Annotated in this window: 21 protein-coding genes, 2 tRNA genes and 1 CRISPR repeat array; of the genes, 8 read left to right on the top strand and 15 right to left on the bottom strand. The window is 40.8% G+C overall.

Annotation, left to right across the window (positions count from 1 at the left end):
• Window positions 1-87: 87 nt before the first annotated feature.
• Window positions 88-1,656 carry a glutamine-hydrolyzing GMP synthase gene (gene guaA, locus G4D73_RS10165; protein ID WP_213686704.1) on the bottom strand — a complete coding sequence of 523 codons (1,569 nt, stop codon included), beginning with the start codon at window positions 1,654-1,656 and terminating at the stop codon, window positions 88-90.
• 189 nt (window positions 1,657-1,845) lie between these two features.
• On the bottom strand, window positions 1,846-2,208 hold the full coding sequence (locus G4D73_RS10160; protein WP_213687743.1) for a NirD/YgiW/YdeI family stress tolerance protein: 363 nt from the start codon (window positions 2,206-2,208) through the stop codon (window positions 1,846-1,848).
• Window positions 2,209-2,479: 271 nt separating this feature from the next.
• On the opposite strand from G4D73_RS10160, the gene G4D73_RS10155 reads away from it, so the two are divergent.
• Complete coding sequence (locus G4D73_RS10155) at window positions 2,480-3,118, top strand: DedA family protein (RefSeq protein ID WP_213686703.1); 639 nt, start codon at window positions 2,480-2,482, stop codon at window positions 3,116-3,118.
• A 38-nt stretch (window positions 3,119-3,156) separates the two neighbouring features.
• Here G4D73_RS10155 and G4D73_RS10150 read toward each other — a convergent pair whose 3' ends face one another.
• From G4D73_RS10150 to G4D73_RS10130, 5 genes are all read right to left on the bottom strand, one after another.
• Complete coding sequence (locus G4D73_RS10150; RefSeq protein WP_213686702.1) at window positions 3,157-3,750, bottom strand: threonine transporter RhtB; 594 nt, start codon at window positions 3,748-3,750, stop codon at window positions 3,157-3,159.
• A 197-nt stretch (window positions 3,751-3,947) separates the two neighbouring features.
• Window positions 3,948-4,340, bottom strand: a complete 393-nt coding sequence (locus G4D73_RS10145) for a hypothetical protein (protein WP_005249588.1) — start codon at window positions 4,338-4,340, stop codon at window positions 3,948-3,950.
• Between the two features lie 13 nt (window positions 4,341-4,353).
• Window positions 4,354-5,190, bottom strand: a complete 837-nt coding sequence (locus G4D73_RS10140; RefSeq protein WP_004280959.1) for a ParA family protein — start codon at window positions 5,188-5,190, stop codon at window positions 4,354-4,356.
• A 95-nt stretch (window positions 5,191-5,285) separates the two neighbouring features.
• Window positions 5,286-5,678 (bottom strand): SirB2 family protein, encoded by a 393-nt coding sequence (locus G4D73_RS10135; protein WP_005108384.1) that lies wholly within the window; start codon window positions 5,676-5,678, stop codon window positions 5,286-5,288.
• 8 nt (window positions 5,679-5,686) lie between these two features.
• The gene (locus tag G4D73_RS10130) at window positions 5,687-5,995 is read right to left on the bottom strand and encodes a BolA family protein (protein WP_004280957.1); all 309 of its coding nucleotides are present in this window, start codon (window positions 5,993-5,995) and stop codon (window positions 5,687-5,689) included.
• 233 nt (window positions 5,996-6,228) lie between these two features.
• On the opposite strand from G4D73_RS10130, the gene G4D73_RS10125 reads away from it, so the two are divergent.
• Window positions 6,229-6,301, top strand: a tRNA-Gly gene (locus G4D73_RS10125).
• Window positions 6,302-6,349: 48 nt separating this feature from the next.
• Window positions 6,350-6,425 (top strand) — tRNA-Gly (locus G4D73_RS10120).
• Between the two features lie 325 nt (window positions 6,426-6,750).
• Here G4D73_RS10120 and G4D73_RS10115 read toward each other — a convergent pair.
• Window positions 6,751-6,978 carry a helix-turn-helix domain-containing protein gene (locus tag G4D73_RS10115; RefSeq protein WP_005094613.1) on the bottom strand — a complete coding sequence of 76 codons (228 nt, stop codon included), beginning with the start codon at window positions 6,976-6,978 and terminating at the stop codon, window positions 6,751-6,753.
• A 112-nt stretch (window positions 6,979-7,090) separates the two neighbouring features.
• On the opposite strand from G4D73_RS10115, the gene G4D73_RS10110 reads away from it, so the two are divergent.
• The 5 genes from G4D73_RS10110 to G4D73_RS10090 all read left to right on the top strand — a co-directional run bounded on the left by G4D73_RS10110 (window position 7,091) and on the right by G4D73_RS10090 (window position 10,138).
• Window positions 7,091-7,300 carry a hypothetical protein gene (locus G4D73_RS10110; RefSeq protein ID WP_000122748.1) on the top strand — a complete coding sequence of 70 codons (210 nt, stop codon included), beginning with the start codon at window positions 7,091-7,093 and terminating at the stop codon, window positions 7,298-7,300.
• 19 nt (window positions 7,301-7,319) lie between these two features.
• On the top strand, window positions 7,320-8,501 hold the full coding sequence (locus G4D73_RS10105) for a site-specific integrase (protein ID WP_005094618.1): 1,182 nt from the start codon (window positions 7,320-7,322) through the stop codon (window positions 8,499-8,501).
• Entirely contained in the window at window positions 8,494-8,742 is a 249-nt protein-coding gene (locus tag G4D73_RS10100; RefSeq protein ID WP_004895356.1) for a hypothetical protein, read from the top strand. Before G4D73_RS10105 ends, G4D73_RS10100 begins: the two co-directional genes overlap by 8 nt.
• A 72-nt stretch (window positions 8,743-8,814) precedes the next feature.
• Window positions 8,815-9,381 carry a DUF1376 domain-containing protein gene (locus G4D73_RS10095; protein WP_213686701.1) on the top strand — a complete coding sequence of 189 codons (567 nt, stop codon included), beginning with the start codon at window positions 8,815-8,817 and terminating at the stop codon, window positions 9,379-9,381.
• A 10-nt stretch (window positions 9,382-9,391) separates the two neighbouring features.
• Window positions 9,392-10,138 (top strand): ATP-binding protein, encoded by a 747-nt coding sequence (locus tag G4D73_RS10090; protein ID WP_213686700.1) that lies wholly within the window; start codon window positions 9,392-9,394, stop codon window positions 10,136-10,138.
• Between the two features lie 299 nt (window positions 10,139-10,437).
• Here G4D73_RS10090 and G4D73_RS10085 read toward each other — a convergent pair whose 3' ends face one another.
• The 7 genes from G4D73_RS10085 to cas1f all read right to left on the bottom strand — a co-directional run bounded on the left by G4D73_RS10085 (window position 10,438) and on the right by cas1f (window position 24,842).
• Complete coding sequence (locus G4D73_RS10085) at window positions 10,438-10,773, bottom strand: hypothetical protein (RefSeq protein ID WP_213686699.1); 336 nt, start codon at window positions 10,771-10,773, stop codon at window positions 10,438-10,440.
• Between the two features lie 542 nt (window positions 10,774-11,315).
• Window positions 11,316-16,567: a CRISPR direct-repeat array (repeat unit 28 nt; unit sequence TTTCTAAGCTGCCTATATGGCAGTGAAC).
• Window positions 16,568-16,698: 131 nt separating this feature from the next.
• The gene (gene cas6f / locus G4D73_RS10080; protein ID WP_213686698.1) at window positions 16,699-17,313 is read right to left on the bottom strand and encodes a type I-F CRISPR-associated endoribonuclease Cas6/Csy4; all 615 of its coding nucleotides are present in this window, start codon (window positions 17,311-17,313) and stop codon (window positions 16,699-16,701) included.
• A 2-nt stretch (window positions 17,314-17,315) separates the two neighbouring features.
• The gene (gene csy3, locus G4D73_RS10075) at window positions 17,316-18,329 is read right to left on the bottom strand and encodes a type I-F CRISPR-associated protein Csy3 (RefSeq protein WP_213686697.1); all 1,014 of its coding nucleotides are present in this window, start codon (window positions 18,327-18,329) and stop codon (window positions 17,316-17,318) included.
• Window positions 18,330-18,355: 26 nt separating this feature from the next.
• The gene (gene csy2, locus G4D73_RS10070) at window positions 18,356-19,240 is read right to left on the bottom strand and encodes a type I-F CRISPR-associated protein Csy2 (RefSeq protein ID WP_213686696.1); all 885 of its coding nucleotides are present in this window, start codon (window positions 19,238-19,240) and stop codon (window positions 18,356-18,358) included.
• Window positions 19,240-20,490, bottom strand: a complete 1,251-nt coding sequence (gene csy1 / locus G4D73_RS10065) for a type I-F CRISPR-associated protein Csy1 (protein WP_213686695.1) — start codon at window positions 20,488-20,490, stop codon at window positions 19,240-19,242. The genes csy2 and csy1 overlap by 1 nt, the downstream gene beginning before the upstream one ends.
• 12 nt (window positions 20,491-20,502) lie before the next feature.
• Complete coding sequence (cas3f, locus tag G4D73_RS10060) at window positions 20,503-23,883, bottom strand: type I-F CRISPR-associated helicase Cas3f (protein ID WP_213686694.1); 3,381 nt, start codon at window positions 23,881-23,883, stop codon at window positions 20,503-20,505.
• On the bottom strand, window positions 23,880-24,842 hold the full coding sequence (gene cas1f / locus G4D73_RS10055) for a type I-F CRISPR-associated endonuclease Cas1f (protein WP_213686693.1): 963 nt from the start codon (window positions 24,840-24,842) through the stop codon (window positions 23,880-23,882). Before cas1f ends, cas3f begins: the two co-directional genes overlap by 4 nt.
• Window positions 24,843-24,894 lie beyond the last annotated feature (52 nt).

The following is a 24,894-nucleotide window of genomic DNA, read 5'->3' as shown; positions in this document are numbered from 1 at the left end:
AGGTTATATCTGATAAACCAGATACTGCCACGCGCATAGCGCTTGGCGTAATTTAGGCGGACAGCAGTGCTGTCCGAAACCCCTAAATTACTCCCATTCAATCGTTGCAGGTGGCTTAGACGATACGTCATAAGTCACACGAGAAACGTCAGCAATTTCATTCATGATACGCGTAGAGATTTTGTCTACTAGTTCATATGGAAGATGAGCGAAACGAGCCGTCATAAAGTCCACAGTTTCTACCGCACGCAGTGCAATCACCCATGCATAACGACGGCCATCACCGACTACACCCACTGATTTCACTGGCTGGAATACTGCAAATGCTTGAGCAGTCTTGTCATACCAACCGCTGTCTCGCAGTTCTTGCATGAAGATGTCATCTGCAAGACGTAAAATGTCTGCATATTCTTTTTTCACTTCACCCAAAATACGCACACCTAGACCTGGGCCTGGGAATGGATGACGGTAGATCATGCTGTGTGGCAAACCTAAAGTCGTACCCAATTTACGTACTTCATCTTTGAACAAGTCACGTAATGGTTCAACCAGTTCAAACGCTAAATCTGCTGGTAAGCCGCCTACATTATGGTGTGATTTAATCACATGCGCCTTGCCCTGCTTGCTTGCAGCAGATTCAATCACGTCTGGATAAATCGTACCTTGTGCAAGGAATTTTACGCCATCTAATTTACGTGCTTCTTCAGCGAAGACAGCAATAAATTCACGGCCAATAATTTTACGTTTAGCTTCAGGATCAACTTCGCCTGCAAGCGCAGTCAAGAAACGCTCTTCAGCAGCAGCACGAATAACACGGATACCCATGTTGTCAGCAAACATTTGCATCACTTGATCGCCTTCGTTCAAACGAAGCAGACCGTTGTCTACAAATACACAAGTCAGCTGATCACCGATCGCTTTATGCAACAGCGCGGCTACAACAGATGAATCCACACCACCAGAAAGACCCAGTAATACTTTTTCATCACCAATCTGTTGGCGAAGCTGTTCTACACGTAGATCAATAATGTGTTCTGGCGTCCACAGACCGCGACAACCACAAATTTGATGCACGAAATTCGACAGTAATTCTGCGCCTTTAGAGGTATGTGTCACTTCAGGATGGAACTGAATGCCATAGAAACGTCGAGTTTCGTCAGACACCATCGCAATTGGACAGCTTGGCGTCTGTGCAGTGATCTGGAAGCCTTCTGGAATACGGGCAACCTTGTCACCATGGCTCATCCAGACATGCAGCTGGTTTTCACGGTCCTGTAAATTACCGATCAGCTTGTCACGTACGACAATATCTACTTCTGCATAGCCAAACTCATGTACATGACCTGGCTCAACTTTACCACCAAGCTGTTCGCACATGGTTTGCAGGCCATAACAAATACCCAATACCGGCACACCCAGCTCGAATACCACTTGTGGCGCACGCGGGCTGCCTTCAAGGTGAACGCTCTCAGGTCCACCAGACAAGATGATACCGTTTGGATTAAATGCACGAATGTCTTCTTCAGACATATCATAGGCATACATTTCAGAATATACACCAGCTTCACGAACACGACGTGCGATGAGCTGACTATATTGAGAACCGAAATCCAGAATCAGGATACGATCTTCAGTAATTTGAGTATTGGTAGTCATGACGAACAACTATGAAAGGCAAACGAAAGATAAGCGCCGTATTCTAGCATTTTTCTTGTGTTTAAGCACACTATTCCAATTAGTTTAAATATTAAACAGTTAAGAAATTTCAGAAAATAATGCCCTCATTTTTGGCTAGAACAGGAGAGCAGACTTCCGCTGCTTTCCTGTTCCTGCCAAATGAATGGTTTATTTCAGATGTTCAATCTGAATCACTTCAATATCCGTGGGTTTGTTACGGTGCGTATCGACCTCACCCCAGACTTTCACCCGGTCGCCTGCTTTGAGTTTTAATCTTTTCCAGTGGTCATCATCCACATCAATCATGATGCTGCCGGTTTTATCTTTTAATTCAAATTCATCACTTTGTGCTGCACGCTGTTTGACGGTCTGGCCTGTTAAGGTCACGCCGGTTTCATCTTTCATTTTGTGTGCCTGAGCAATACTGACCACATTCTTTTTGGCTTCTGCCAGAACAGCCTGATCGGATTTAGCCCACAGTGCCGGACTGGCAGCTGCCAGAACTAGTGTCGCAAGAATATATTTTTTAATATATTTTGACCCTTTATTTTTATGATGACTTCATGATCTAAACAGAAAGCTGAAGCAGACGCCGCAGAAGTTATGTAACGGCATGATGAACTTGTGTAGTCTGCTCAGAAAGATCCAATAAAAATCTGTAAATACGCTGATACATCCATTTTTAAAATGACAGGATTAGCCCGAAAGCAGAAAAATAAGCCGCAAAATAGTCGACTTTTATTACTGACTTTAGAGGTGATCGCTGTTAGGATTTGACCACACTTTTGCTTGTACTGGGCTCATGGAACTGATTGATTTTATCTTGCATGTGGATGATCACTTGCTTGAATTTATCACCAATTACGGGATCTGGATTTATGCCATTCTTTTCCTGATTATCTTTGTAGAAACAGGTCTGGTGGTGATGCCGTTCCTGCCCGGCGACAGCTTGCTATTTGCAGCAGGTGCACTGGCAGCCTCTACCGGTGCGATGGATCCATGGGTGCTGATTCCGCTCTTATTTGTTGCGGCAGTATTGGGCGACACCCTGAATTATCATATTGGGAAATATATTGGTCCTCGGGTTTTCGAGATCGAATCGCGCTTTATCAATAAAAAACACTTATTAGCGACTCAGCAATTCTTTGCCAGACATGGTGGTAAGACCATTATTTTTGCGCGTTTTATTCCTTTTGCCCGTACTTTCGCACCCTTCGTCGCCGGTGCTGGCAGCATGAATTACAAATATTTCCTGACCTATAATGTGATCGGTGCATTTGCCTGGATTAGCTCATTTGTCATTTTGGGTTATATGTTTGGCAATATGCCAATTGTCAAAGACAACTTCACCTATCTGATTTTTGGCATCATTATTTTAAGTGTATTGCCGGGTGTGATTGGCTTTATTCAACAAAAGCTCAAAAAAAGTAAAACAGCTTAAGAACTGTTTACATTAAGATTTTTTTACAGCCTGTGCATTTAATCCCAGAGCTTGATCAGGAGTGGGATCAGACAAAGCAGAACAAATAAAGCCGCGCCTTTATAAATGAGGCCGGCTTTTATTTTTTCAGATGGACTGGTGAGAATTGCCTGACCAAAGACCATCCAGAAAATCCCGACCGGAACGGTGCTCAAGCTAAAGGCAGCAAAAACCAGAACGAAGTTGGTCGGGCTTTGCCAGGTTTCCATCGGTAAAATTCCGGAGGCCAACAGTGCTGCTTTAGGATTTGTTAAGGTAGTCCTAAACATTTGCCAAGGGCGAATCTGCGGATGGGTCTTGCTGTAACGTTCTAACTGCTGAGCCTTATATAAATGTAAGGTCATCCAGCCCACACAGATGGTACTCAGTACATAGACCAAGCCTTTAAAATTTGGCCAGATCGGTGACGCCAGATGAATCAACAAAGCCCAGACATTAATGGCATAAAAATAACCGAGCAAAATGGCAGGAAGATAGAGACTGGTTTTGGCTTGCCCCTGCTGATGAGCAGAACTGGCCACCAAGGCATTGGCAGGCCCTGGAACCATCAGTACAGCAATGAGTCCTAAAACAAATAACCGATTTTCAATCATCGCAATGAACTATTCCGGACCAAGATTCTAGCTTAATCAATATGGGAGTGGGATAACAAGCTTATAAATTTCAGATTTTTATACAGTCTGGTCAATTTCCAGTGAGTTTTATCTTAATTTAAGTCACACTTTTCTTGTTTAAAACAATAAAAAATGCCGACCTGAAGTCAGCATTTATTTGTTTTATATTGAATGATTTATTTAGGCGTCGCCTGCCGAACGATGATCGAACAGTTCTTATAACGCGCGGCCTGTACAATCGCTTCCTGCTCGCCTAAAAGCCGTGCCAGTTCGGTTCTTTTGGTATCGGATGACTGTCCCATATTGACTGAAACACTCGGGCCAATACCCCATCCACCGCGACTACCCCAACCACCGCCAAGACCAACGCCCACACCGACGCCAGTACGTTTCGGTGGCTCAACGCCATTGTCGATATACTGCTGAATACGATTATATTCACCCTGTAATTGCGAACAACCCAAAGTCTGATAGAGGGTGGGCGACACATAAGTCGGTTTTACCGGCGTTGCACAGGCACTCAGTAATGCCAGTGCAGCAATACTCAGGCTTACTTTCACAAGTTTCATAGCTAACTCGATCTTAATTCTGCTCTATCTCATTGAACAACGATTGATAGGCCTGAGTCAATTTATGATCAGTAGCCAAATGAATCAAAGGCTGATTTTTCTGATGAGATTCTTTCATCAAGATCGAGGGTGGCAACATACTGTCGAGGACCGGTAAGCCTTCATCTTTGAGCTGTTGTACCACTTCACGCGGTAATTTGGCCTGTGCCTGAAACTGGTTCACGACAATCCCTTCGATTTCCAGCCCTTCATTATGGTCATCCTGGGTTTCAATGACATTTTCAATCAGGGTCTGTAGGGCACGTTTAGAAAATACATCACAGTCAAATGGAATCAGCACGCGGTTCGCCGCAATGAGAGCAGAGAGGGTAAAGAAATTGAATGCAGGCGGTGTATCAATAAATACCCGGTCATAATGCCCCGACAGTTGTTGCAAGGCATCTCGTAGCTTATAAATCTTGTGCTTGGACTCCAGTGCATGGGCCAATGCACCCAGTGTCGGGCTAGCTGGAATAACATCCAGATGTTTAAAAGAAGATTGATGCACATAGCTTTCCAGACCTTTGCTACGACTTTTTAAGATCGAGCCAATGGCATTGCCAAGCAGGCCCTTGCTTTGCTGATTGCCGAGTACATCTTCAAAATAGTTTTCGATATTCGGTTCAAGTGCCGGCTTATCGCTGGAGTACGTCGCATCATCACCCAGCACATACTGGCTGGAATTGGCCTGCGGATCCAGGTCAATCAATAAGGTTTTTAAGCCCTGATGTGCACTGATCGCTGCCAGATTGACGGTAATACTCGACTTGCCTACCCCACCCTTTTGATTAAATACCACACGTGTACGCATGTCCCCTCCTCACATTTTTAATTACTTTTACCACATTTGTATTTTTTAATTATTTGCATGAGCTGGCTGTGCTGATCGTCACAGCCAGCCTGCTTTTAGCCAAAATTCGGCTTGATCATTACTAAAGCCAGAATAGACACCAATGAAACTACAGCAATAACTAAGCCAGCCCGACGCTGCGACAGCAAGATTGAATCATCTTTTTTATAGGCTTTGCCTAGCGAGGACACCAGTACCAAAAATAAAATGACTTTGGCATAGAACCAGGGCTGTACATCAAAGTCTTTGAGGACAAGTGACACAATACCGGTCAGTGCAATCACCGTGATAGCTAAATGCTGTAAAGCGACTAGCGCTGTACGTGCCACCGGATTAGGTAAATTTCCTTGTGTACCGACAAACAAGGTCAAGGCACGGGCAAGAATAGCGACAATGGCCAGTCCTGCTGCCGACATATGAATAATCTTAACTAAAAGTTGGGTTTCCATCATGTCCTCTAGTTTTTAGGTGCGTGTGCACAAGCAGGGCTGGTCGTGTCCTGACCTGCCCATTCTTCAGGCAAAAATGCATGAATGGCCAGCGCATGAATCTTGTCTTTTGACAGCAGATCACCTGCAGCAGCATAAACTTTCTGATGACGCTGGACTGGACGTAAACCAGCAAAAGCCTGACTCACAATCACAGTTTTAAAATGCGATTCTTTTCCCGGGAAATAACCGCCATGACCCGAAGATTCATTCACCACTTCCAAATGGGTTGGGGATAATTGCGCCAAACGATCTTTCAGTTGTTGTTCTAAGCTCATGGCCTGACTCCAATCTTCAAAAATATAGTCCCAGTATACCTTGTTCTGCCGAGTATTTCGGTAATCTGTTCAGGTGCAATCCGTTGATTGTGGCGAAATTTCATTGATTTCTATATGAATATTGGTTATTTATTGTCTGGTCTACAGCATTTTGCTTTTATTTTATGCAATTGATGCAAGATTTTTAACAAAGGTGTTGACCACATTTTTGCATGCTGTATTATACACGGCATGCGGGAATAGCTCAGTTGGTAGAGCATAACCTTGCCAAGGTTGGGGTCGGGAGTTCGAGTCTCCTTTCCCGCTCAAAATTTTTTCATTTAGTTTTTTCATTTAAAAAACTTTATAGACTCCGCGGGAATAGCTCAGTTGGTAGAGCATAACCTTGCCAAGGTTGGGGTCGGGAGTTCGAGTCTCCTTTCCCGCTCCAGATTCAAAAAGCCCTCATCGAAAGATGGGGGCTTTTTTTATGTTGATTTTATTATGTTTTTTAAAAAACCTTCTTCCTTTGTTATTCGATTCAATAAAAAATATTCTTAATGTAATTTGTATTTTGTGACCAAGATGTGACCATGGCGTGCCCACGACAATAAAAATGGCCTCAATTGACCTTAAATGTCCTCAATCGATCACCACTTTCAGAGCTTTTTTGAAAGCAAAAAATCACCCTGTTCTCTTCCAAACAAAGTGTTTTTTACCAAACGATCAAAGATTTGTGACCATTTCACTTTTTGATGTGACCATTTGTGACCAAACTAGCTATTATCATTTTGATTATTATCAATTTTCTTAAAAATCAATAAATCGCCCACTTCTACATCTAATGCAATACAAATTTTATCAATGGTTTCAAAATCAATCCGTACAGATTCATCATTATAAAGTTTATGCAAAGTAGATTTATTAATTCCAGTACTTCTCACCAAATCAGCAACCTTAAGTTTCCTTTCTGCTAATAAAACCGCCAAGTTTGAGATAATCATAAAATTTCCTAGTTAAATCATAAAAAGTACTTGCAACAACATAAAAATATGATAATTTATGTCTTAGGAATAATTTTTCCTAGTTACCTAGTAAAAAATATGAGGCTCTATTATGTCATATACCTATCTCACAGCCCAGCAACTGGCTGAAAAAATCCAGTACGACGCTCGTACTATCCGCAACCAACTGAAGGACAGTGTCTTTATTGAAGGTGTTCACTACATCCGTCCTTTTGGTGGTCGAAAAATTCTTTTTGTTTGGGAACGCATTGAAACTGAAATGCTTAAATTCACCGGTTTAAGCATGGATGCCTTGCAATAAGGCTTAGGAGGTTTAACTGATGGCTACCATCCGGGAACGAAGTGGCAAACTGATTGCCGACTTTCGCTACATGGGCATTCGTTGTAGAGAGACAACCAATCTTGAAGACAATGCTTATAACCGACGCATTTTGAAAAAACGTCTCGAACAGCTTGAAGCTGAAATTACTTTGGGAACTTTTGAATACGAAAAGTACTTTCCAAAAAGTAACCGTGTTGAGGAGTTTAAGGAAAAAAGAAGTCAGCAAATTGCTGTACAGACCAAAGTTCCTCTTTTTAAAGAGTTTACTGAATTGTGGTTTAAGCAGAAACAAGTTGAATGGAGAACCTCATATCAGCAAAAGGTTTCAATTGTGATCAAAAACTATTTGATTCCTGCTTTTGGTAATCAGGTTCTCTCGAAAATCAAGAAGTCAGACTTGCTGAACTTCCGTGCCTCTCTCGCCAAAGTGACACACGGAAAAGATCAAACAAGTCTGAAAGCATCGAGGATCAATCAAATCATGACGCCTTTACGTATGATACTCAATGATGCGGCTGAACGATACGAGTTTGAGTCGCCTTATAAAAATATTAACAATCTGAAGGAAAGCAAGATTGAAGTCACACCTTTTTCTCTGGAAGAGGTGCATAAAATTCTTACCACAGTGCGTGAAGACTTCCGCCCCTATTACACCATTCGCTTTTTTACGGGTATGCGTACCAGTGAAATCGATGGTCTGCAATGGAAAAATATCGACTTACAGCGTCGTGAAATCCATATTAGAGAGGCGTTAGTGAATGGTGTGCTTGGTGGAACCAAAACTTATGGTTCTGACCGCACGATCCAGATGAATGACCGCGTTTACCAAGCCTTTCTCCAACAGAAAAGCTTAAATAATGGTAAATCAGAGTTTGTTTTCTGCAATCGTGATGGTGGACCTCTCGATTATCGTCTGGTGAATAAACGTGTCTGGCATCCGATCTTGCGCTTTCTAGGATTGAAGTCTAGAAGAGCCTATCAAACACGCCATACAGCAGCAACTCTTTGGCTGTCAGCAGGAGAAAATCCGGAATGGATCGCACGTCAATTGGGACATTCAACGACTGAAATGCTATTCCGGGTCTATAGCCGTTACATCCCCAATGTTACGCGCCGCGATGGCAGTGCATTTGAAGCCATGCTGGAAAAACTAAATACAGAGGAGCTTGCACATGAATAGTAAAGCTTTCTTTGGTGGTGTGGTCGTCAGCCCTGAAGCAGATATGGTCGCTCGTGAATTAATCCATGAGCTACACATTCCCAAACTTCACAATCTAGCTTTTTTGTTGGAAATCAATAAATGCTTCGATGATCACCAGGCGTTGAGACTCTGGTTACAGCGAATGTTGGATGAAGGGCAAGCCCATTACGATGACTTGGCCCAACAGGCCCGTCTCCGCTTAATGAGTCTCGCTCACTAATAAAACAAACACAGACAGAAGGTCATCCAATCGATGACCTTAGCCCCTCTATACCTATAAAAAGGTGAACACATGCATAAAGATATTTCAATTTGGATGCCACTCTATATTGGCGACCTACAGGCAAAATTTGCACGAATGACGGCAGAACAAATTGGTGCGGCACTGCTGTTAATGATGGATTTCTGGAAAAATGGTGCCATTCCTCATGACCTAGCTACTGTATGTAGCATCACGAAATTACCTCAGCACACCAAGGCTAAAACTTTGTTGAATACGCTGATGGCTCTGGAATTGTTTGAAGTCGAGTCTGAGCAGATTCATTCAAGTTTTTTAACCAGTTTAAAAAGCCAGGCATTGCAAAATCAGCAAATGAAATCTGATAAAGCTAAAAATGCAGCTCAAGCACGCTGGAATAAATCCGCAAGTAATGCTCAAGCATCAACTAAGCAACGAAAAGTAAATGCTCAAGCAGCTCCTGAGAAGAGCCCGAGTATTACTCAAGTCATGCTTGAACCATGCCCTTCATCTTCATCTTCATCTTCATCTTCATCTTCATCTTCATCTTCATCTTCATCTTCATCTTCAAATTTTGAAGAAAAAAATGAGGATTTTTCAGAAAATTCCAAATGGATTTAGGAGAATGATCATGAATACCATGCTTAAAACGTTCCAGTTACGCGCAGAAACAACGGAAACACTCTGCCCTACCCATCATATACCCCTAATGGAAATTGCCGGTCACAGGCTCTGCAAATTGTGTGCGAAAGAAACCGTCCATCACTCACATGCAGCCTATGCAGATGAGCTGCAACAGCGGTTGCTGCAACAGAAAATCAAAAACTCAGGGCTCAATAAACGCTACCTGGACCGTGGCTTCAAGAATTATGTAGTTGCCTGTCCTGCTCAAGACAATGCCATCAAACTATGTCAGGCTTTTGCACAGCAGATTATTTCTGACCATTATCCAAACCTGCTGCTCATTGGTACACCGGGTACAGGAAAGACTCATCTGAGTGCATCAATTATTCGCAACATTCTGCATAACAGTACAAAATCTGCACGCTACTATACCAGTGCAGAAATTGCTCAAAAACTGATGGATACCTGGTCAGATACTTCACGCTCGGAGAAAGAAGTCATCGACCATTTCTCCAGTTTTGATTTATTAGTGATTGATGAATATGGCCTACATGACCGGCATGAAAAACGCTTGGAGATGGTACATAAGGTTTTGTATAGTCGTTATGACAATATGAAGTCCACGCTGCTGATTTCCAATTTCACAGTCCAAAATATGCAGCGGGATTTAGGTGTCCGATTATGGTCACGATTACATGAAAACAATTTGATTGTAGTACCGTGTTATTGGGATGATCGACGAATAACAGAATAAGTGCAACTCTCACTTAAGCCAATTATCTTACTGAGATAATTGGCTTTATTTTTAAAAAATAAACTAAAATCAATCTTAATCGATAAGTAAATATTTCTAAACTACCTACATGGCAGTGAACGCATGCATTGATACCATGGCAACATACCAAAACTTCTAAGCTGTCCATACGGCAGTGAACCGTACAAATCTAGGCTTAGGTAGTGCATCATCTACCTTCTAAGCTGCCTATGCGGCAGTGAACCATAACGGTTCCCGGCTAAATGGCTTATTTTTAGTTCCGGGAACGGCCTCAATAGTTATTTCATTTCCTCGACCAACTCAGCGTATCGATCTAAGTTTTTTTCACAGAAATCTTCTTTACCATGTGCCAGGTAACGCTTTTTGGTATCTTGGGTTACTTCTTTGGCATACCAGTTAATACGGGCGGTCGGCACATGGCTAGTGCACTTGCCATAATCAAATAGGGCTTTAAAGTTTTTTGAAACGCCACCCTTAAACCCGCATGTGTCCTCAAGCAGTTTGTTGTACATGCTGGCCGCCAGAACTTCTTCACATAGCTGTTTATCAGTTTTTTGTGCATGTGCCAGGCTAACCCCCATGACCAATACAGAAAACATAATTAACTTATTCACTCTAACTTCCTTTTTTTGATTTTTTTTCAGAAAAACAATAATAGCATTCCTGTTTACTCAGTATGCTAACTACCAACTGCATAAAACTATCTTTTAAAGTCAATAAAAAGGCTGAAAGCCTTTATATGAAAGGATTTCAGCCTTTTGTAAAAGTGATATTTTTTTACTGAATTAAGATAGTTTTCAGCTCAACTATCTTAATACTCGGAAAAACTATCTTTATTCAGACTCGAACTCAGGCACAGCAAGGCTTTCATGATTTTCCCAATAATCAAAAAAAACTGTATAAAACTATCTTTTAAACTCACAAAAAAGCCTGAAAGGCTTATGTATCAAGGCTTTCAACGGTAATTAAAAGACACTATTTTTTTCGCTGAATCAAGATAGTTAAGTGCCTCAACTATCTTAATACTCGGAAAAACTATCTTTATAACTACATAAAACTATCTTTTAACGGCGTGATGCCTTGATATGAGCGGGTTTCAGGGGGTTTTTCTATTAAAAGCATAGTCTTTAATCAAATACGGCGTTCTGACTGCAGACTTCTAAGCTGCCTATGCGGCAGTGAACACCCAAGAGCATCATTAACCAGTTTCATTATCCTTCTAAGCTGCCTATGCGGCAGTGAACCCGTCAGCCATAAGAGATATGGCGCTTGCGAACTTCTAAGCTGCCTATGCGGCAGTGAACCGGTAGGTGTGGGGGCTTATATCGGTCATCTACTTCTAAGCTGCCTATGCGGCAGTGAACTATAAATTTATCCCCTGGATCAGTCTTGACCACTTCTAAGCTGTCTATGCGGCAGTGAACATGCAGTACAACGGATCTGGAATCTGTTTGATCTTCTAAGCTGCCTATGCGGCAGTGAACATTGGCAACTGCATTTTCAACGCCGTAATTGTCTTCTAAGCTGCCTATGCGGCAGTGAACTAGAGCCATCAGGCGTAGTACGCCAATCATCACTTCTAAGCTGCCTATGCGGCAGTGAACTCTAGCGTTGACGACCCGTACACAATGCCAGACTTCTAAGCTGCCTATGCGGCAGTGAACCCGCCATTCTCATCTGCTAGAAAGTTTGTTGTCTTCTAAGCTGCCTATGCGGCAGTGAACTGGCGGACGGACATGCTATTGATGACGGTCGTCTTCTAAGCTGCCTATGCGGCAGTGAACATCAAGCTTTATGACGAATACAAATCTAATGACTTCTAAGCTGCCTATGCGGCAGTGAACTCACCAGATACATCAAATAATTTGCTACGCCACTTCTAAGCTGCCTATTCGGCAGTGAACAAGTGGATACTACGTTTGCAGCTTACGTCGGCTTTCTAAGCTGCCTATATGGCAGTGAACTGATTCGAACATGATCACGGCCTTTGACTGCCTTTCTAAGCTGCCTATATGGCAGTGAACATTTCAGCACGCGCCTGGTCAAGACTGATCCATTTCTAAGCTGCCTATATGACAGTGAACGCACTTCAGTTGTCGCTGTGCAACTAATCGGCTTTCTAAGCTGCCTATATGGCAGTGAACACCCTCAAAAGTACGATCATCAATTTGGGTACTTTCTAAGCTGCCTATATGGCAGTGAACGCAAAATGTATTCTTGGATCAAGGTGGCAAGACTTTCTAAGCTGCCTATATGGCAGTGAACTATAGTTGTAAGACTGTTGAGAATTGGCATGATTTCTAAGCTGCCTATATGGCAGTGAACATGAGCACTTAAAAAAATGCGAATCACCTACTTTTCTAAGCTGCCTATATGGCAGTGAACGTCTTACCCTCCTGATCTCTGATGCCAAGAACTTTCTAAGCTGCCTATATGGCAGTGAACTTAATATGGGTCGTCGCATAGAGCAGGGTGCGTTTCTAAGCTGCCTATATGGCAGTGAACGTATTGGCTACAGAGCAACGGTCAATCAGCATTTTCTAAGCTGCCTATATGGCAGTGAACCACTTTTACCGCTTTGGCTGATTATCCGTTTTTTTCTAAGCTGCCTATATGGCAGTGAACATAGTAATCCAGAAGTGATCAAGTGGGGTGCGTTTCTAAGCTGCCTATATGGCAGTGAACTCTCATCAATCCTTCCTGTGGGCGGATCTGAATTTCTAAGCTGCCTATATGGCAGTGAACATTAAGGGAAACAGCCGTTTCGCTTTCGTGAATTTCTAAGCTGCCTATATGGCAGTGAACGACATTGGCCATTTACTAATGTTTCACCAACATTTCTAAGCTGCCTATATGGCAGTGAACCTACAATGGAATATGGTTTAGATATTCGTGACTTTCTAAGCTGCCTATATGGCAGTGAACTTAAAAATATGCGGATTGAGTTTTAAATGCTTTTTCTAAGCTGCCTATATGGCAGTGAACAACAGGTCTGTAGTGTTGCAGCTCCTCTTTTTTTTCTAAGCTGCCTATATGGCAGTGAACGTATTGGATTTGGCGCGGATGATCGGTCATAATTTCTAAGCTGCCTATATGGCAGTGAACGTCAGAATTACCGAGCAACATTGCCGGGTAAATTTCTAAGCTGCCTATATGGCAGTGAACTCTTACATAATTTTGAGCGACTTCCTTCATCCTTTCTAAGCTGCCTATATGGCAGTGAACTCTTACATAATTTTGAGCGACTTCCTTCATCCTTTCTAAGCTGCCTATATGGCAGTGAACAAATGCTGATGGTACGGTCAACATTAATATCGTTTCTAAGCTGCCTATATGGCAGTGAACTTCCCAGATAAAGAGGGATTCTTTCAATTTAATTTCTAAGCTGCCTATATGGCAGTGAACGGTGAAAGATTCGAGCTTTGATACACTTTGGATTTCTAAGCTGCCTATATGGCAGTGAACCTGTTGTGGAGTGGTTTACAGCGTTTTCTAGGTTTCTAAGCTGCCTATATGGCAGTGAACTTAAAGAGAATAAGGGTGGCCGAACTCTTTCATTTCTAAGCTGCCTATATGGCAGTGAACGAAGCTATGAATCTCGGACTAAAAAAAGTAACTTTCTAAGCTGCCTATATGGCAGTGAACAAGATCAACAGTTCTATGATGAATTGCGTTTGTTTTCTAAGCTGCCTATATGGCAGTGAACTTGCTTAACACTGCCGAAGCAATGGGGATGGTTTTCTAAGCTGCCTATATGGCAGTGAACGACGGCACCGACCCTGTACCTTGCGACGATCATTTCTAAGCTGCCTATATGGCAGTGAACGGTGTGAGTATTGTTACCCCGGCTTTCGTTCATTTCTAAGCTGCCTATATGGCAGTGAACTGGGTTTTGGTGAATTACCTGAACGTGAACCATTTCTAAGCTGCCTATATGGCAGTGAACCATAGACTCCTGACCACCCTCATAAGCGATACTTTCTAAGCTGCCTATATGGCAGTGAACGAAGGTGCGACGCTTGATAGTTTAGTTTCTACTTTCTAAGCTGCCTATATGGCAGTGAACGGGCTTCCCTGATAGCCTGTTCAGCAGAAAAATTTCTAAGCTGCCTATATGGCAGTGAACGAGTTCAAAGCATTCAAAAAGGATTTATCCCATTTCTAAGCTGCCTATATGGCAGTGAACATGCGCTGCGGCTACATCACCTGTCATTGTGATTTCTAAGCTGCCTATATGGCAGTGAACAAATGCTGGAATGACTCAGAGGAATTTTACAATTTCTAAGCTGCCTATATGGCAGTGAACAATTAACGGCGCGTCGTCCCGGTATGGGTGACTTTCTAAGCTGCCTATATGGCAGTGAACAAAAATACCCTGTTTTAGCAGGGTAGGAGAATTTTCTAAGCTGCCTATATGGCAGTGAACCACCATTTGCTCCTGAATGCTCGTATTTGGTCTTTCTAAGCTGCCTATATGGCAGTGAACGTATGGGTTGAGGGCGCGACTAGCGATAGCTTTTTCTAAGCTGCCTATATGGCAGTGAACAAAGACCAATGCGAAAATCCCTATAGCCCACTTTTCTAAGCTGCCTATATGGCAGTGAACTTGAACCGTCTGGGAGATCTCGCCAGTCGAAATTTCTAAGCTGCCTATATGGCAGTGAACTTGAAGCAACACCTCGTATTGCAACATTCATCTTTCTAAGCTGCCTATATGGCAGTGAACTCCTAATAGCTAGAAAGTTGCGAGTGAAGCGATTTCTAAGCTGCCTATATGGCAGTGAACTTTACACGCCTGGATATATTCACGCGCTTTCATTTCTAAGCTGCCTATATGGCAGTGAACTTTTGAAGGGCCGCTTATGTCCGGCCTGCTTTGTTTCTAAGCTGCCTATATGGCAGTGAACAACCTAAAGATGCAATTGTTTGATATGGCTCATTTCTAAGCTGCCTATATGGCAGTGAACCTCGTAATTGACGGCAGATTAAAAGGTCAACTTTTCTAAGCTGCCTATATGGCAGTGAACAACTTGTTTATCCATTTGCTACTGATCTAACATTTCTAAGCTGCCTATATGGCAGTGAACGATGTATTCGCAGGATCTACCCACACTTCTACTTTCTAAGCTGCCTATATGGCAGTGAACATATTGATAGTCCAGTACCATTAGCGAACTTATTTCTAAGCTGCCTATATGGCAGTGAACGTCGCAAGCAGTTGGGCATCTGAACGCTTGGATTTCTAAGCTGCCTATATGGCAGTGAACACGCTGATCTCACAGGACTTTGAATTCCCTACTTTCTAAGCTGCCTATATGGCAGTGAACTTTATCCCGGTATCGTCTAAATAGAGAGGATATTTCTAAGCTGCCTATATGGCAGTGAACCTGTAGCAGCTTAAGTCACACCCACCCACTAATTTCTAAGCTGCCTATATGGCAGTGAACCCACTTCAAACGATCAACCAGATCAATATTCTTTTCTAAGCTGCCTATATGGCAGTGAACAGTAGCAACGTTTTTACGATTGATTACCGCAATTTCTAAGCTGCCTATATGGCAGTGAACCAGGAGTTGGATTATTTGGATCAGGTGTTTTATTTCTAAGCTGCCTATATGGCAGTGAACAAAACACCCATTGTTGTAGCGCATGAGTAGGTTTTCTAAGCTGCCTATATGGCAGTGAACTTAACTTTCGAGCATTCAGTGGTATCTATCAATTTCTAAGCTGCCTATATGGCAGTGAACTATTGGTCACACAAGGAATGCCCTGAATGCGGTTTCTAAGCTGCCTATATGGCAGTGAACACGGAGAAACTCGAATTGTGGTGCGCTGGTACGTTTCTAAGCTGCCTATATGGCAGTGAACATGATGCAATCACCTTCTTGATGCAGCATGAATTTCTAAGCTGCCTATATGGCAGTGAACTTGATCAAGGATTTTTAACACCAATTCGAGTCTTTCTAAGCTGCCTATATGGCAGTGAACAACCTTTGCAGACTTTTTACTATTTCTCTCCATTTCTAAGCTGCCTATATGGCAGTGAACATCCAAATAAAGATGATGATCCACCGCCTGAATTTCTAAGCTGCCTATATGGCAGTGAACTTTGAATTAAAAAAAGAGCAGGAAGATCGCAATTTCTAAGCTGCCTATATGGCAGTGAACGAATCGTTTTCTGAATTTCTTCCTGATCAAACTTTCTAAGCTGCCTATATGGCAGTGAACTGGCAGCTATAGCAGGTTGTCACATTGCTTTATTTCTAAGCTGCCTATATGGCAGTGAACTATTATTCGAAAATACTAAGAATTATGGCTTATTTCTAAGCTGCCTATATGGCAGTGAACAAGTGCTTTCACTATTAGCAGTATTTTGGGTTTTTCTAAGCTGCCTATATGGCAGTGAACCGTAATTTTAAAGCAAAAAATAAAGTTATAACAGTGAGTTAACCCAACAAATCTATAAAAGACCCAAGTTTCAACCCACGTTTATAACTTATTGATTTTATTAAACTGTTAAAGAGTGAAAAAATATTGGGTTAAAATTCAGGTACAGAAGCTACTGGACTTAGCCCATAAGTGCTAAAAACCTGAATTTCAGATTGTTCAGCAGGAAGCTTTTCTATAAACAATTTAAAACGCTTTTTACTTTGTTCATCTGATGTGCTTAAACTTTGCATTTCGATATAAGGCAAATCTGTGGTTGTCACTACATTGCTATATCTTGCTAGTGCTTCATCAAAGCCAATATCACCACGTTTTACACGATGACGAGCCAAACGTTGCGCATTGGTTTTCACTTGTTTACGTTTATAAATAGCGTAGCTTTTAATGTCACTAGGCACTTCACGAATAGAGCTAATATGAACATAATCTTCTAAACGTTCTAACCATTTTCGAATATCTAATTTCTTAAAATCCTCTCCAGACTGCGTAAAAAGTCTTAATTTTCTCCCTAAATTGATCTTTGCTTTTTGGTTTTCTGCCTTTTCTTCAAAAATATACTGAGGAAAAGACACACCAATATTTACCTTATCATCTGCATCTTTTTGTTCTGCAAATGCCAAATGCAACTGTGAATAAAGCTTAGACCATATAAAATAAGGGGAAATTTCAGCTTGATCGATCAAGGTAATTTCCTGATAAAATTTCATCATTAATCCTTAGAGCTTTGACCAAAAACACCGCCACGAACCAATACAGCCATCACATAATGTTCTTGTTCTGTACTGTCTAAGCTTTCACCCAAAGCATATTTATCAAATAAGCTAAAAAAGTCTTGTTTCGCTTTAGGTGTACGATATGCCTTACCTAAATTAGTCACCGCACCATACGGCTCAATGGCAATCACCGTTCGTTTATCATCAAATTCAGGATACCAAGTATCAATCGTACGCAGGGCATTACCTACTTTTTGTGAGTGCATAGCAGCCACATCATTCACATGATAAAGAATTTTACTCTTCGTACCCTTACCTTTATCCAAGACTAATTCTTCACTTGGATACACTTCCTGAGCTTTCCCCACCAAAGCATAGGCTTCAATTTTAATCAATAAATAAGGTATTTCACCTTTAAGTGCTTGAGCAATTCGATCTGCCAATTGGTGAACTTTTTCATCAACAGTGTCGAAATCATGCAATGCATAATCAAAAGCATTAAAAGTAATCGCTGGCTGATCATTCAATTGAACAACCACTTCAACTTTTTCAGCACCAACACGGTTTCGCCATAAAAAGCGCGCATTGGCAATATTTAAAGCATAGCGTTTAGATAACTCTTCAAAGCCATGCTGTTCTACATATTGTTTAGCAACAGATTGGTAAGAGTTTAAAAAAGTTTCATTATTACAAGCTGATGGATTTTCAATACCGCCCAAAACCTTCAACGTAAAAGCAATTTTTAAAGTATCTTGATGTTCACCTAAAGCACATGCGTCCACAGTTTGTAAATTTGCTTTTTCAACTTCAGCATTTAGCTTTAATGGATCGCTTGCCACTGCTGGTTTTAAACGGTTTGATATCGTACCGCGTACAGATTTTTCAATTAGTTTTAACGCGGTTTGTTCTGTACGATTATTCCAAGTTGTCCCATAAAAATAACCGTCAGATGGAACTAGTTTCTTTTCAAATGCCAATACACTTGCGACAGCTTTTTCATTTTTAGCCATGAGAATTTTCCCTTATTTATTTCAAATTAAATTGTTGTTAAGTTTTGGCAAACATATAAATTATTTTCGAGATCGACATGATATTGCCATAACAGTTGATCAATACTTTCAATACGGTAAGGCATCACAAACTCACCTAAAGTGAGGACGCTTTCTGCAAAACGGTGCGGTGTATTTGCATCACGCTGATTTTTTGCTTGCCCTAATTCAGAAATTCCTTGAAAACCAACAGCAATCGGAACAAGCCAACCTTGAGCTTTGCGTTTTGATGTCCATGTCACTTTGCCATCGTCATCTTGTGTCGAGCTATGAGTAACTTTGAGATAATCCAGAACACTATCTAAAGCATCTTTACCCTCTTGCATGCTTTGAATCACTAAATCACGGCGTTCAATCAATACGTGTCCAAGCATTAATTTATTTAGAAGTGGACGCAGTTCTTTTTCCTGATCTTCATCTTCATCAAAATTTAAAATACTGCATGGTTTTATAGACAGTACATCGCCACTGGCAAATTTCATACTTGTAACTATGCCCTGCACAATTTCTAAAAGTTGCTCTCTTTGTTTTTTAGACGAAGATTCAATTTCAATTAAAAGAGATACATCTAAATGACAACGGGCTTCTTCAATAAACGCAGGTCGATTTCCGTCTTTATCTAGTGGATTAGCTGTCCCGACAATTGAATGTACAAAATCACCACGCCCTTTATAGGTTTGTAAATTAAAGTCATGACAACTCACAGCCAATTTATTTAGATTTAAATCACAGCCTTGTTGTTTTAATTTACGCTGTAGAGCATGCACAGCACCAAGCCAAGCGGTCATTGCAGGAAAACCTATGGTATATGGACTACTCATTGCATTTGCATTATGAAGTTTAAGGTGCGGAATAAGTAAAAAATAGCGCATTAAAAAAACTCCTTCGCTTGCCGTAATGACTCTTCAACACGCTGTTTCATATCATTAATTTCGCCTGTACCTAACACATAAGCATCACTAATGATTTTTTCATAACTGCGTAAAATCCAGCGTGCAATATCTTCACTCAGCTCATTACGCCATTCAGTGTCATTTTCTCGTTGTTCTATATACATTGGATCAAGCCATATACGCTGTAACTTAGGTAAACTTGCGTAATAATCTTGCTTTGACCAACCTGCTGAACAATATTCCCGAATTTTAAAACCTTGTAATAACACTTGATCAATCACAAATTGAATGATGTTACGAACTGCGGTACGGATATCAATATTATTTAAATCTAGTTGCATGAACTTATGTAACTGAACAAAACTGTCCAGATAATTTTTTCGATATAAACACTGTGCAAAAAAATCAGTTTTCGGCAAGCGTATTGCTCGTTTTTCCAGAACAGGCGGACAACTTGAAAGTAAATAAGCCCGACCCGCATTTTGGCTATTCAATACACTGACGTTCTGCGGTTGCGTTCCGCCATAAGCGGTTACTGTTAAATCAAAAATATCTGCATAACCTGCTGCATCATGTTCATTCTTTTTACGCTTTTCTTTCGCTTTTTTGGTTGCTTCTGAAAACCGCAACTGATCAATTCTTTGCTTCAATTGTGTAATTAAACCCGAAGGTGTCAAAACAGAGAGTAAGTGATATTCGTTCTCTGCAATTGGAAAATACACTTGTTTCACTAAGTGATCCGTTTTACATGAAGCATCATCATTTTTAATCACTAAAAATGCTTGTTTTAAACTTACAAAATCCAATGAAGATTTTTCAAGCAGAGTTATTAAGTCTTGATCATCTTTTTCAAAGCCTGTTAAAACAGTAGAGTCTTCGGTTAAATTGAGCGATAGAAATTTATAAACATCCATTGCAGCCGCATTGCCAAAAACATCTAATGGATAATGCACATTACCACTACGCAGATAGCCATCCTGTGCAAATTTAGCCTTTGCAATCACACTGGATGTTTTTGCGCTGGGATGACTAAACTTGCTCGGATGACTGACCATCGATAATTGAGCTACACGTTTTGCAGCATCAGGAAGCCATTCTTGTAAACTAAATCGATCATCAGCTTGTTGCTGTAATTCTGCAATTTCTGTGTCATTTTCGGCTTTTTTCAAACGATCTTTTAACCAAAGTTCTTTTCTTTCATTTAAAAATGCTTGAATATTCTCGGCCATTTCCCCCTCCCTTTATTTTAAATATTGAACCACTAGACCAAATTGATCTGAATACATCAGCGTTTTATCTTCATCATGTTGCGGCAACATGATTTCTCCATAGCGCTTTGATAATTTTTCTATTTCATCTTCAATATGCTGATTTTCAGAAACTTTATCAACAGTCATACGACACAGAATGTCGTAATAACTTCGATTTAACCATAACCGCTGCTGCTGCAACTCCGTCAGCTCGTGAGGACTAACTTTGTAAAAACCATTACGGTCAATATATTGCCCAAAATCATCTTTTTCTGATAATACAAGCTTGTGATCTGCCCAAATAGCAAAAAGTCGGATATTCGGCGAACTCTGCCTAAATGGCGTAAAATGCTGCGGTAAAGCAGTTAAAAACCAATATTGACTGAGCCAAGCATTTAACGGCTTTGCCCCAACCTGTTTATAATTGGTTAGAGCATCGGCCATGACCGCATGTTCTAAATCCGCAAGTTTCTTCTTTGCCTGTAATGGCTGGGGCTCTTGAATGCGAGGAATCGCATTAATCTTGGCAGTTTCACCCAAGTCTAATAACTCAGAAAGGTTTTTGGTTTCTAATTTAAAATTGCCTTTACCTGTATTTTTTTCAAAGCCAGGCTTTTCAAAAGCGACTTTAGCATTACGCAGACCTTTTAAATTAAATTGCATCAAGCCAATATTGGGCTGTTGAATATCCTGTTCCAGTTTTCGATGTCGCAAAACTCGTCCTGCCAATTGAATAATTGACCGATAAGAAGATGGCTCAATAATCGCCCAATCAAAATCATGGTCACGACCAACCTCCTCTACAGGCGTTGCCACTAAAATAAAAATCACATGCTCAGCGTCTGTACCATTCAAATTTTGTCGAATGACTTCATTTGAAAATGCAACCGGTTGCTCATTTTGTTTTTCTTTACGTTTTAAAACTTGATCTAAATGCCGTTCCTGCTCACTACGCAATAGCAATACTTGGCGGCTGTGATATGCCATTGAACGCGGTGCAATAGTTTCCGGCCATTCGGCACTGAGTAAATATTGTGTCAATGCGACACAAGGCGGAATATTGGCAACACGCACCACACCAAAAGATACTTTTTTACCCGTTTGCACATCAACCGTATGATGCTGATGGTGTAATTTTTCAATATTTTGGCGGATGCGCTCAAAATACTGTTGCTGCAAGCTTTCATCGAGCTGTTTTTGCTCTTTTTGCGCCACTAAATCAGTACATTCAATAATATAAGCTTTATGTTTCACAATTTGCTCAGCTAAGGATTTTGCCCGAACTGCTACAAATGCATCATGACCTTGCTTATAATTTTGAATAATGCTGTCAGCCCCATTTAAATCAATTGCTTGAATTTTCGATTTAAATTCATCGACCCACATGCCAACTGCTTGCGTGTTTTTGATTTTTTTGAAAGCGCAATATAGCTTCCAACCTTGCTGATAAACATTAAAAAAACCTTCAGCTAATGCAGGTGGAATCGTTGCAGATGAAATCATGACCTTTCGACCTAACATCGCTGTTAAATGTACCAACCGAGCAATCGCAATTAAATCTTGCCCATCAAAATCATCTACTTCATCAATCACCAAATCAGAAGAAGACAACCGTAAACTTGGCAGAATATATTTTCCGCCACGTTTGGTTTCGGTTGCAGACATAATATGGTCGATAGTACAGGCCAATACAGGTTTATATAAAAAAGCTTTATTTCGCTCGGCTTGATTGGCAGGAAACAGAATATTCATAAAATCAGCTTGAGGCATATCACCATAATCAAGCTCATTATCCAAAAGCTGTTCTAGGGATTCAGAACCAATTTCATCATAAGTTTCATCGGTATGTTCATTTTTATTCTGCTGCTTATTATGCAACTCCTGTACAGCTTTAGAGCCAATCAGTACCGCCAACTCATCATTGCTTAAACCAATATCTTGACGATAGGAATCCCCTGTCTGTAAGGTTAATGTTCTCAGCCCTAGAGCCAACACATAACGTAAAGACTGTCCATCTTTAGACAAGGCCTGCATAATTTTAGCATTGGCAATGGTTTTTCCTTTACCTGTACTTGCCATATTGACCACGAACCAGCCTTGCTCATTGGCATCATCATGTTTTTGTCTAAATTGCTTAATATCTTTAACCGCATTGTCTTGCCATTCAAAACCTTGCGGACTTTTTTTCTTCAGTTTTTGAAGATCATAAGCAGATTCCATCTCATCCGCCAAACGACTCAGTGATTGTGCCACACGCATCGCATTGTCACTGACACGAACCAAATGCTCATCCAAAAGCTGTTTGGGTAATTTGCTAATATGATCAGTATTTGCAATTAAACTTAAATTCGTTTTCCATGTTTTATCCGCATCACAAGATGAATAATAATGATCCCCCATCATTAAACATAGACGTGCATGATGCAGCACTACACGCCAACTGCCATCTGCTAGAACTTGTGCAATATTCTCTTTTTCTAACAATAACCGTGCCGACCATTTTTTAATCTGTTTAGTCCATTCAGCAGACTGGCTGAGTAAGCCTTGTTCAAACTGAAAACACTGTATAAGTCGTTGTTGATATTCCTTCTCATCAAATTTATTTTGATAGCCCCAATCTGCTTCAATAAAGTCGAATAGATCTGTCATATTTTCGGCAGGTTCATCACTATAAGATTTTAATTCAGCTTCATCTTTTAAATTGGGTAAGCGGTGATGTGACACAATTAACCATGCAACTAACTGTGCCAATGGCGGTAAATTATCCAAGGCTTTGGCTTTATCTAATTTTTTAAGTACTATTGCTTTTAACTGATCTTCATTCCATGTTTGATTGAGCAATAAATCTAACCATGCATCATCAGTTTTTGGATTTTCTGAGGAATGAACCAAGGCATTCAGTAATAAACAAGAAATCCATTCATGCCGTAGTGGATCACCTTTAAATGCACTATTTTTAGCTGTCAGTTTTTGCTGAAATAAAACCGTGGCTTTACCCCAATCATGTAATAAAGCAGAAATCGCAACCAAAGCCTTAATTAAAGGCAAATAATGCCAATCATTTTCCCATTTATTTTGATCAAGTTTTTTCTTGGTGATGTTTACAGGGACAATACCATCGGAATTAAACTTATTCCGATTCCCAACAATCCACAGCAACTCACTACGTCTTCTCCCCCGTATCCAATGACAACTCACCGCAGTGCTTTTAGTTACGGTTTTACGCAGTAACTTTTTCACTGCTATTAAACCATCTTCTGTAATCACCGTTTGCCAAGTGTTATCCCCGATACGATCTGCAAAAGCATCGAGCACACGTCGAGTTCGTGGAATGGCTTTCCTTTCACATTGGCTAATGAAAGTCACAATCATGCCTCATCCTCATCTTGATTAGAAAGTGCTGCTGCCTTAACCTGATCAAACATAAAGTCCAGTGCTTTATGCTCGGTAAATTTCTGCAAAATTTGCTGCCGAAACTCCTGCTCTGTCATTTTTTCTTTGGCACAAATAAAAGCATAAGGCAAAACGATAGCATCCTTGATTAAATCAGCAACATCAAAGACCAAAGCCCCACGGCGAGTTTTACCATGCATGACGGCAAAACCATGTGGAATACCAAGTACCCAAAGCGTGGTGGCAGCTAAGCCATAGGCCAAATAATTACCATGATTTAGAAAGTCATTGGCTAAATCACCTTGTTCTGGATTGCGGCTAAAGTCTTTTAAGCCTGTACGTGTAGTAGCGATTTTATATAACTGTTTGGTGGTTGCCGCTTCGGTAAGAAGTAAATCACCAACTTTACTTTGGTGTGGAATTTTTTTGGTAAAACCATCTAAAGCCTGAGATATATCTAAATCATCAATATAAAAACCATATTCTTTTAAATCCCGGTCTTTAGACCAAATTTTTTTAATAAATTCAATTCGAGCCAACTGAAATTGTTTTGCTACTTCTAGACGTTTGACATCATCAAACCAAAATTGCATCCAGCCTTGCATATATTCAGTTGGGCGATACTCACTTTGCGGGGTCATCCACTCAATTTCACAGCCCATAAATAAAGGCGTGCCACCTCCACCTGCAAAACCAACCAGAACACCTGCACTTGCGAGCATTCGCATAGCCGCTTGAGTAATCGACGTCCCTGTCCCGAGCAAAATGACAGTAGTATTGGCAATCGGAATATTCCAGTACTGATTTTCGTTTTTAGCCTCGGTCAAATAAAGTACTCGACCATCTTTCTGCATCACACGGCAATGTTCAAGGTAGTACAAATTGGCACGTTTCGAATGTAATATTGCTTTTAGATCTGATGGATTAAGCTGTTCCATTCTTATCATCAATTATTAAGAAGAGTTGTCCTTAAAATATCCTTTTCCAATA

Source organism: Acinetobacter sp. WY4, assembly GCF_018438165.1.
GTDB lineage: Bacteria > Pseudomonadota > Gammaproteobacteria > Pseudomonadales > Moraxellaceae > Acinetobacter.
This window is presented reverse-complemented; position numbering and strand designations above follow the sequence as displayed.

Excerpts from the sequence above, each read along its gene's own strand:
- guaA (WP_213686704.1), bottom strand. The coding sequence starts at position 1,656 with ATGACTACCAATACTCAAATTACTGAAGATCGTATCCTGATTCTGGAT.
- G4D73_RS10155 (WP_213686703.1), top strand. The coding sequence starts at position 2,480 with ATGGAACTGATTGATTTTATCTTGCATGTGGATGATCACTTGCTTGAA.
- G4D73_RS10150 (WP_213686702.1), bottom strand. The coding sequence starts at position 3,750 with ATGATTGAAAATCGGTTATTTGTTTTAGGACTCATTGCTGTACTGATG.
- G4D73_RS10145 (WP_005249588.1), bottom strand. The coding sequence starts at position 4,340 with ATGAAACTTGTGAAAGTAAGCCTGAGTATTGCTGCACTGGCATTACTG.
- G4D73_RS10140 (WP_004280959.1), bottom strand. The coding sequence starts at position 5,190 with ATGCGTACACGTGTGGTATTTAATCAAAAGGGTGGGGTAGGCAAGTCG.
- G4D73_RS10135 (WP_005108384.1), bottom strand. The coding sequence starts at position 5,678 with ATGGAAACCCAACTTTTAGTTAAGATTATTCATATGTCGGCAGCAGGA.
- G4D73_RS10130 (WP_004280957.1), bottom strand. The coding sequence starts at position 5,995 with ATGAGCTTAGAACAACAACTGAAAGATCGTTTGGCGCAATTATCCCCA.
- G4D73_RS10115 (WP_005094613.1), bottom strand. The coding sequence starts at position 6,978 with ATGATTATCTCAAACTTGGCGGTTTTATTAGCAGAAAGGAAACTTAAG.
- G4D73_RS10110 (WP_000122748.1), top strand. The coding sequence starts at position 7,091 with ATGTCATATACCTATCTCACAGCCCAGCAACTGGCTGAAAAAATCCAG.
- G4D73_RS10105 (WP_005094618.1), top strand. The coding sequence starts at position 7,320 with ATGGCTACCATCCGGGAACGAAGTGGCAAACTGATTGCCGACTTTCGC.
- G4D73_RS10100 (WP_004895356.1), top strand. The coding sequence starts at position 8,494 with ATGAATAGTAAAGCTTTCTTTGGTGGTGTGGTCGTCAGCCCTGAAGCA.
- G4D73_RS10095 (WP_213686701.1), top strand. The coding sequence starts at position 8,815 with ATGCATAAAGATATTTCAATTTGGATGCCACTCTATATTGGCGACCTA.
- G4D73_RS10090 (WP_213686700.1), top strand. The coding sequence starts at position 9,392 with ATGAATACCATGCTTAAAACGTTCCAGTTACGCGCAGAAACAACGGAA.
- cas6f (WP_213686698.1), bottom strand. The coding sequence starts at position 17,313 with ATGAAATTTTATCAGGAAATTACCTTGATCGATCAAGCTGAAATTTCC.
- csy3 (WP_213686697.1), bottom strand. The coding sequence starts at position 18,329 with ATGGCTAAAAATGAAAAAGCTGTCGCAAGTGTATTGGCATTTGAAAAG.
- csy2 (WP_213686696.1), bottom strand. The coding sequence starts at position 19,240 with ATGCGCTATTTTTTACTTATTCCGCACCTTAAACTTCATAATGCAAAT.
- csy1 (WP_213686695.1), bottom strand. The coding sequence starts at position 20,490 with ATGGCCGAGAATATTCAAGCATTTTTAAATGAAAGAAAAGAACTTTGG.
- cas3f (WP_213686694.1), bottom strand. The coding sequence starts at position 23,883 with ATGATTGTGACTTTCATTAGCCAATGTGAAAGGAAAGCCATTCCACGA.
- cas1f (WP_213686693.1), bottom strand. The coding sequence starts at position 24,842 with ATGGAACAGCTTAATCCATCAGATCTAAAAGCAATATTACATTCGAAA.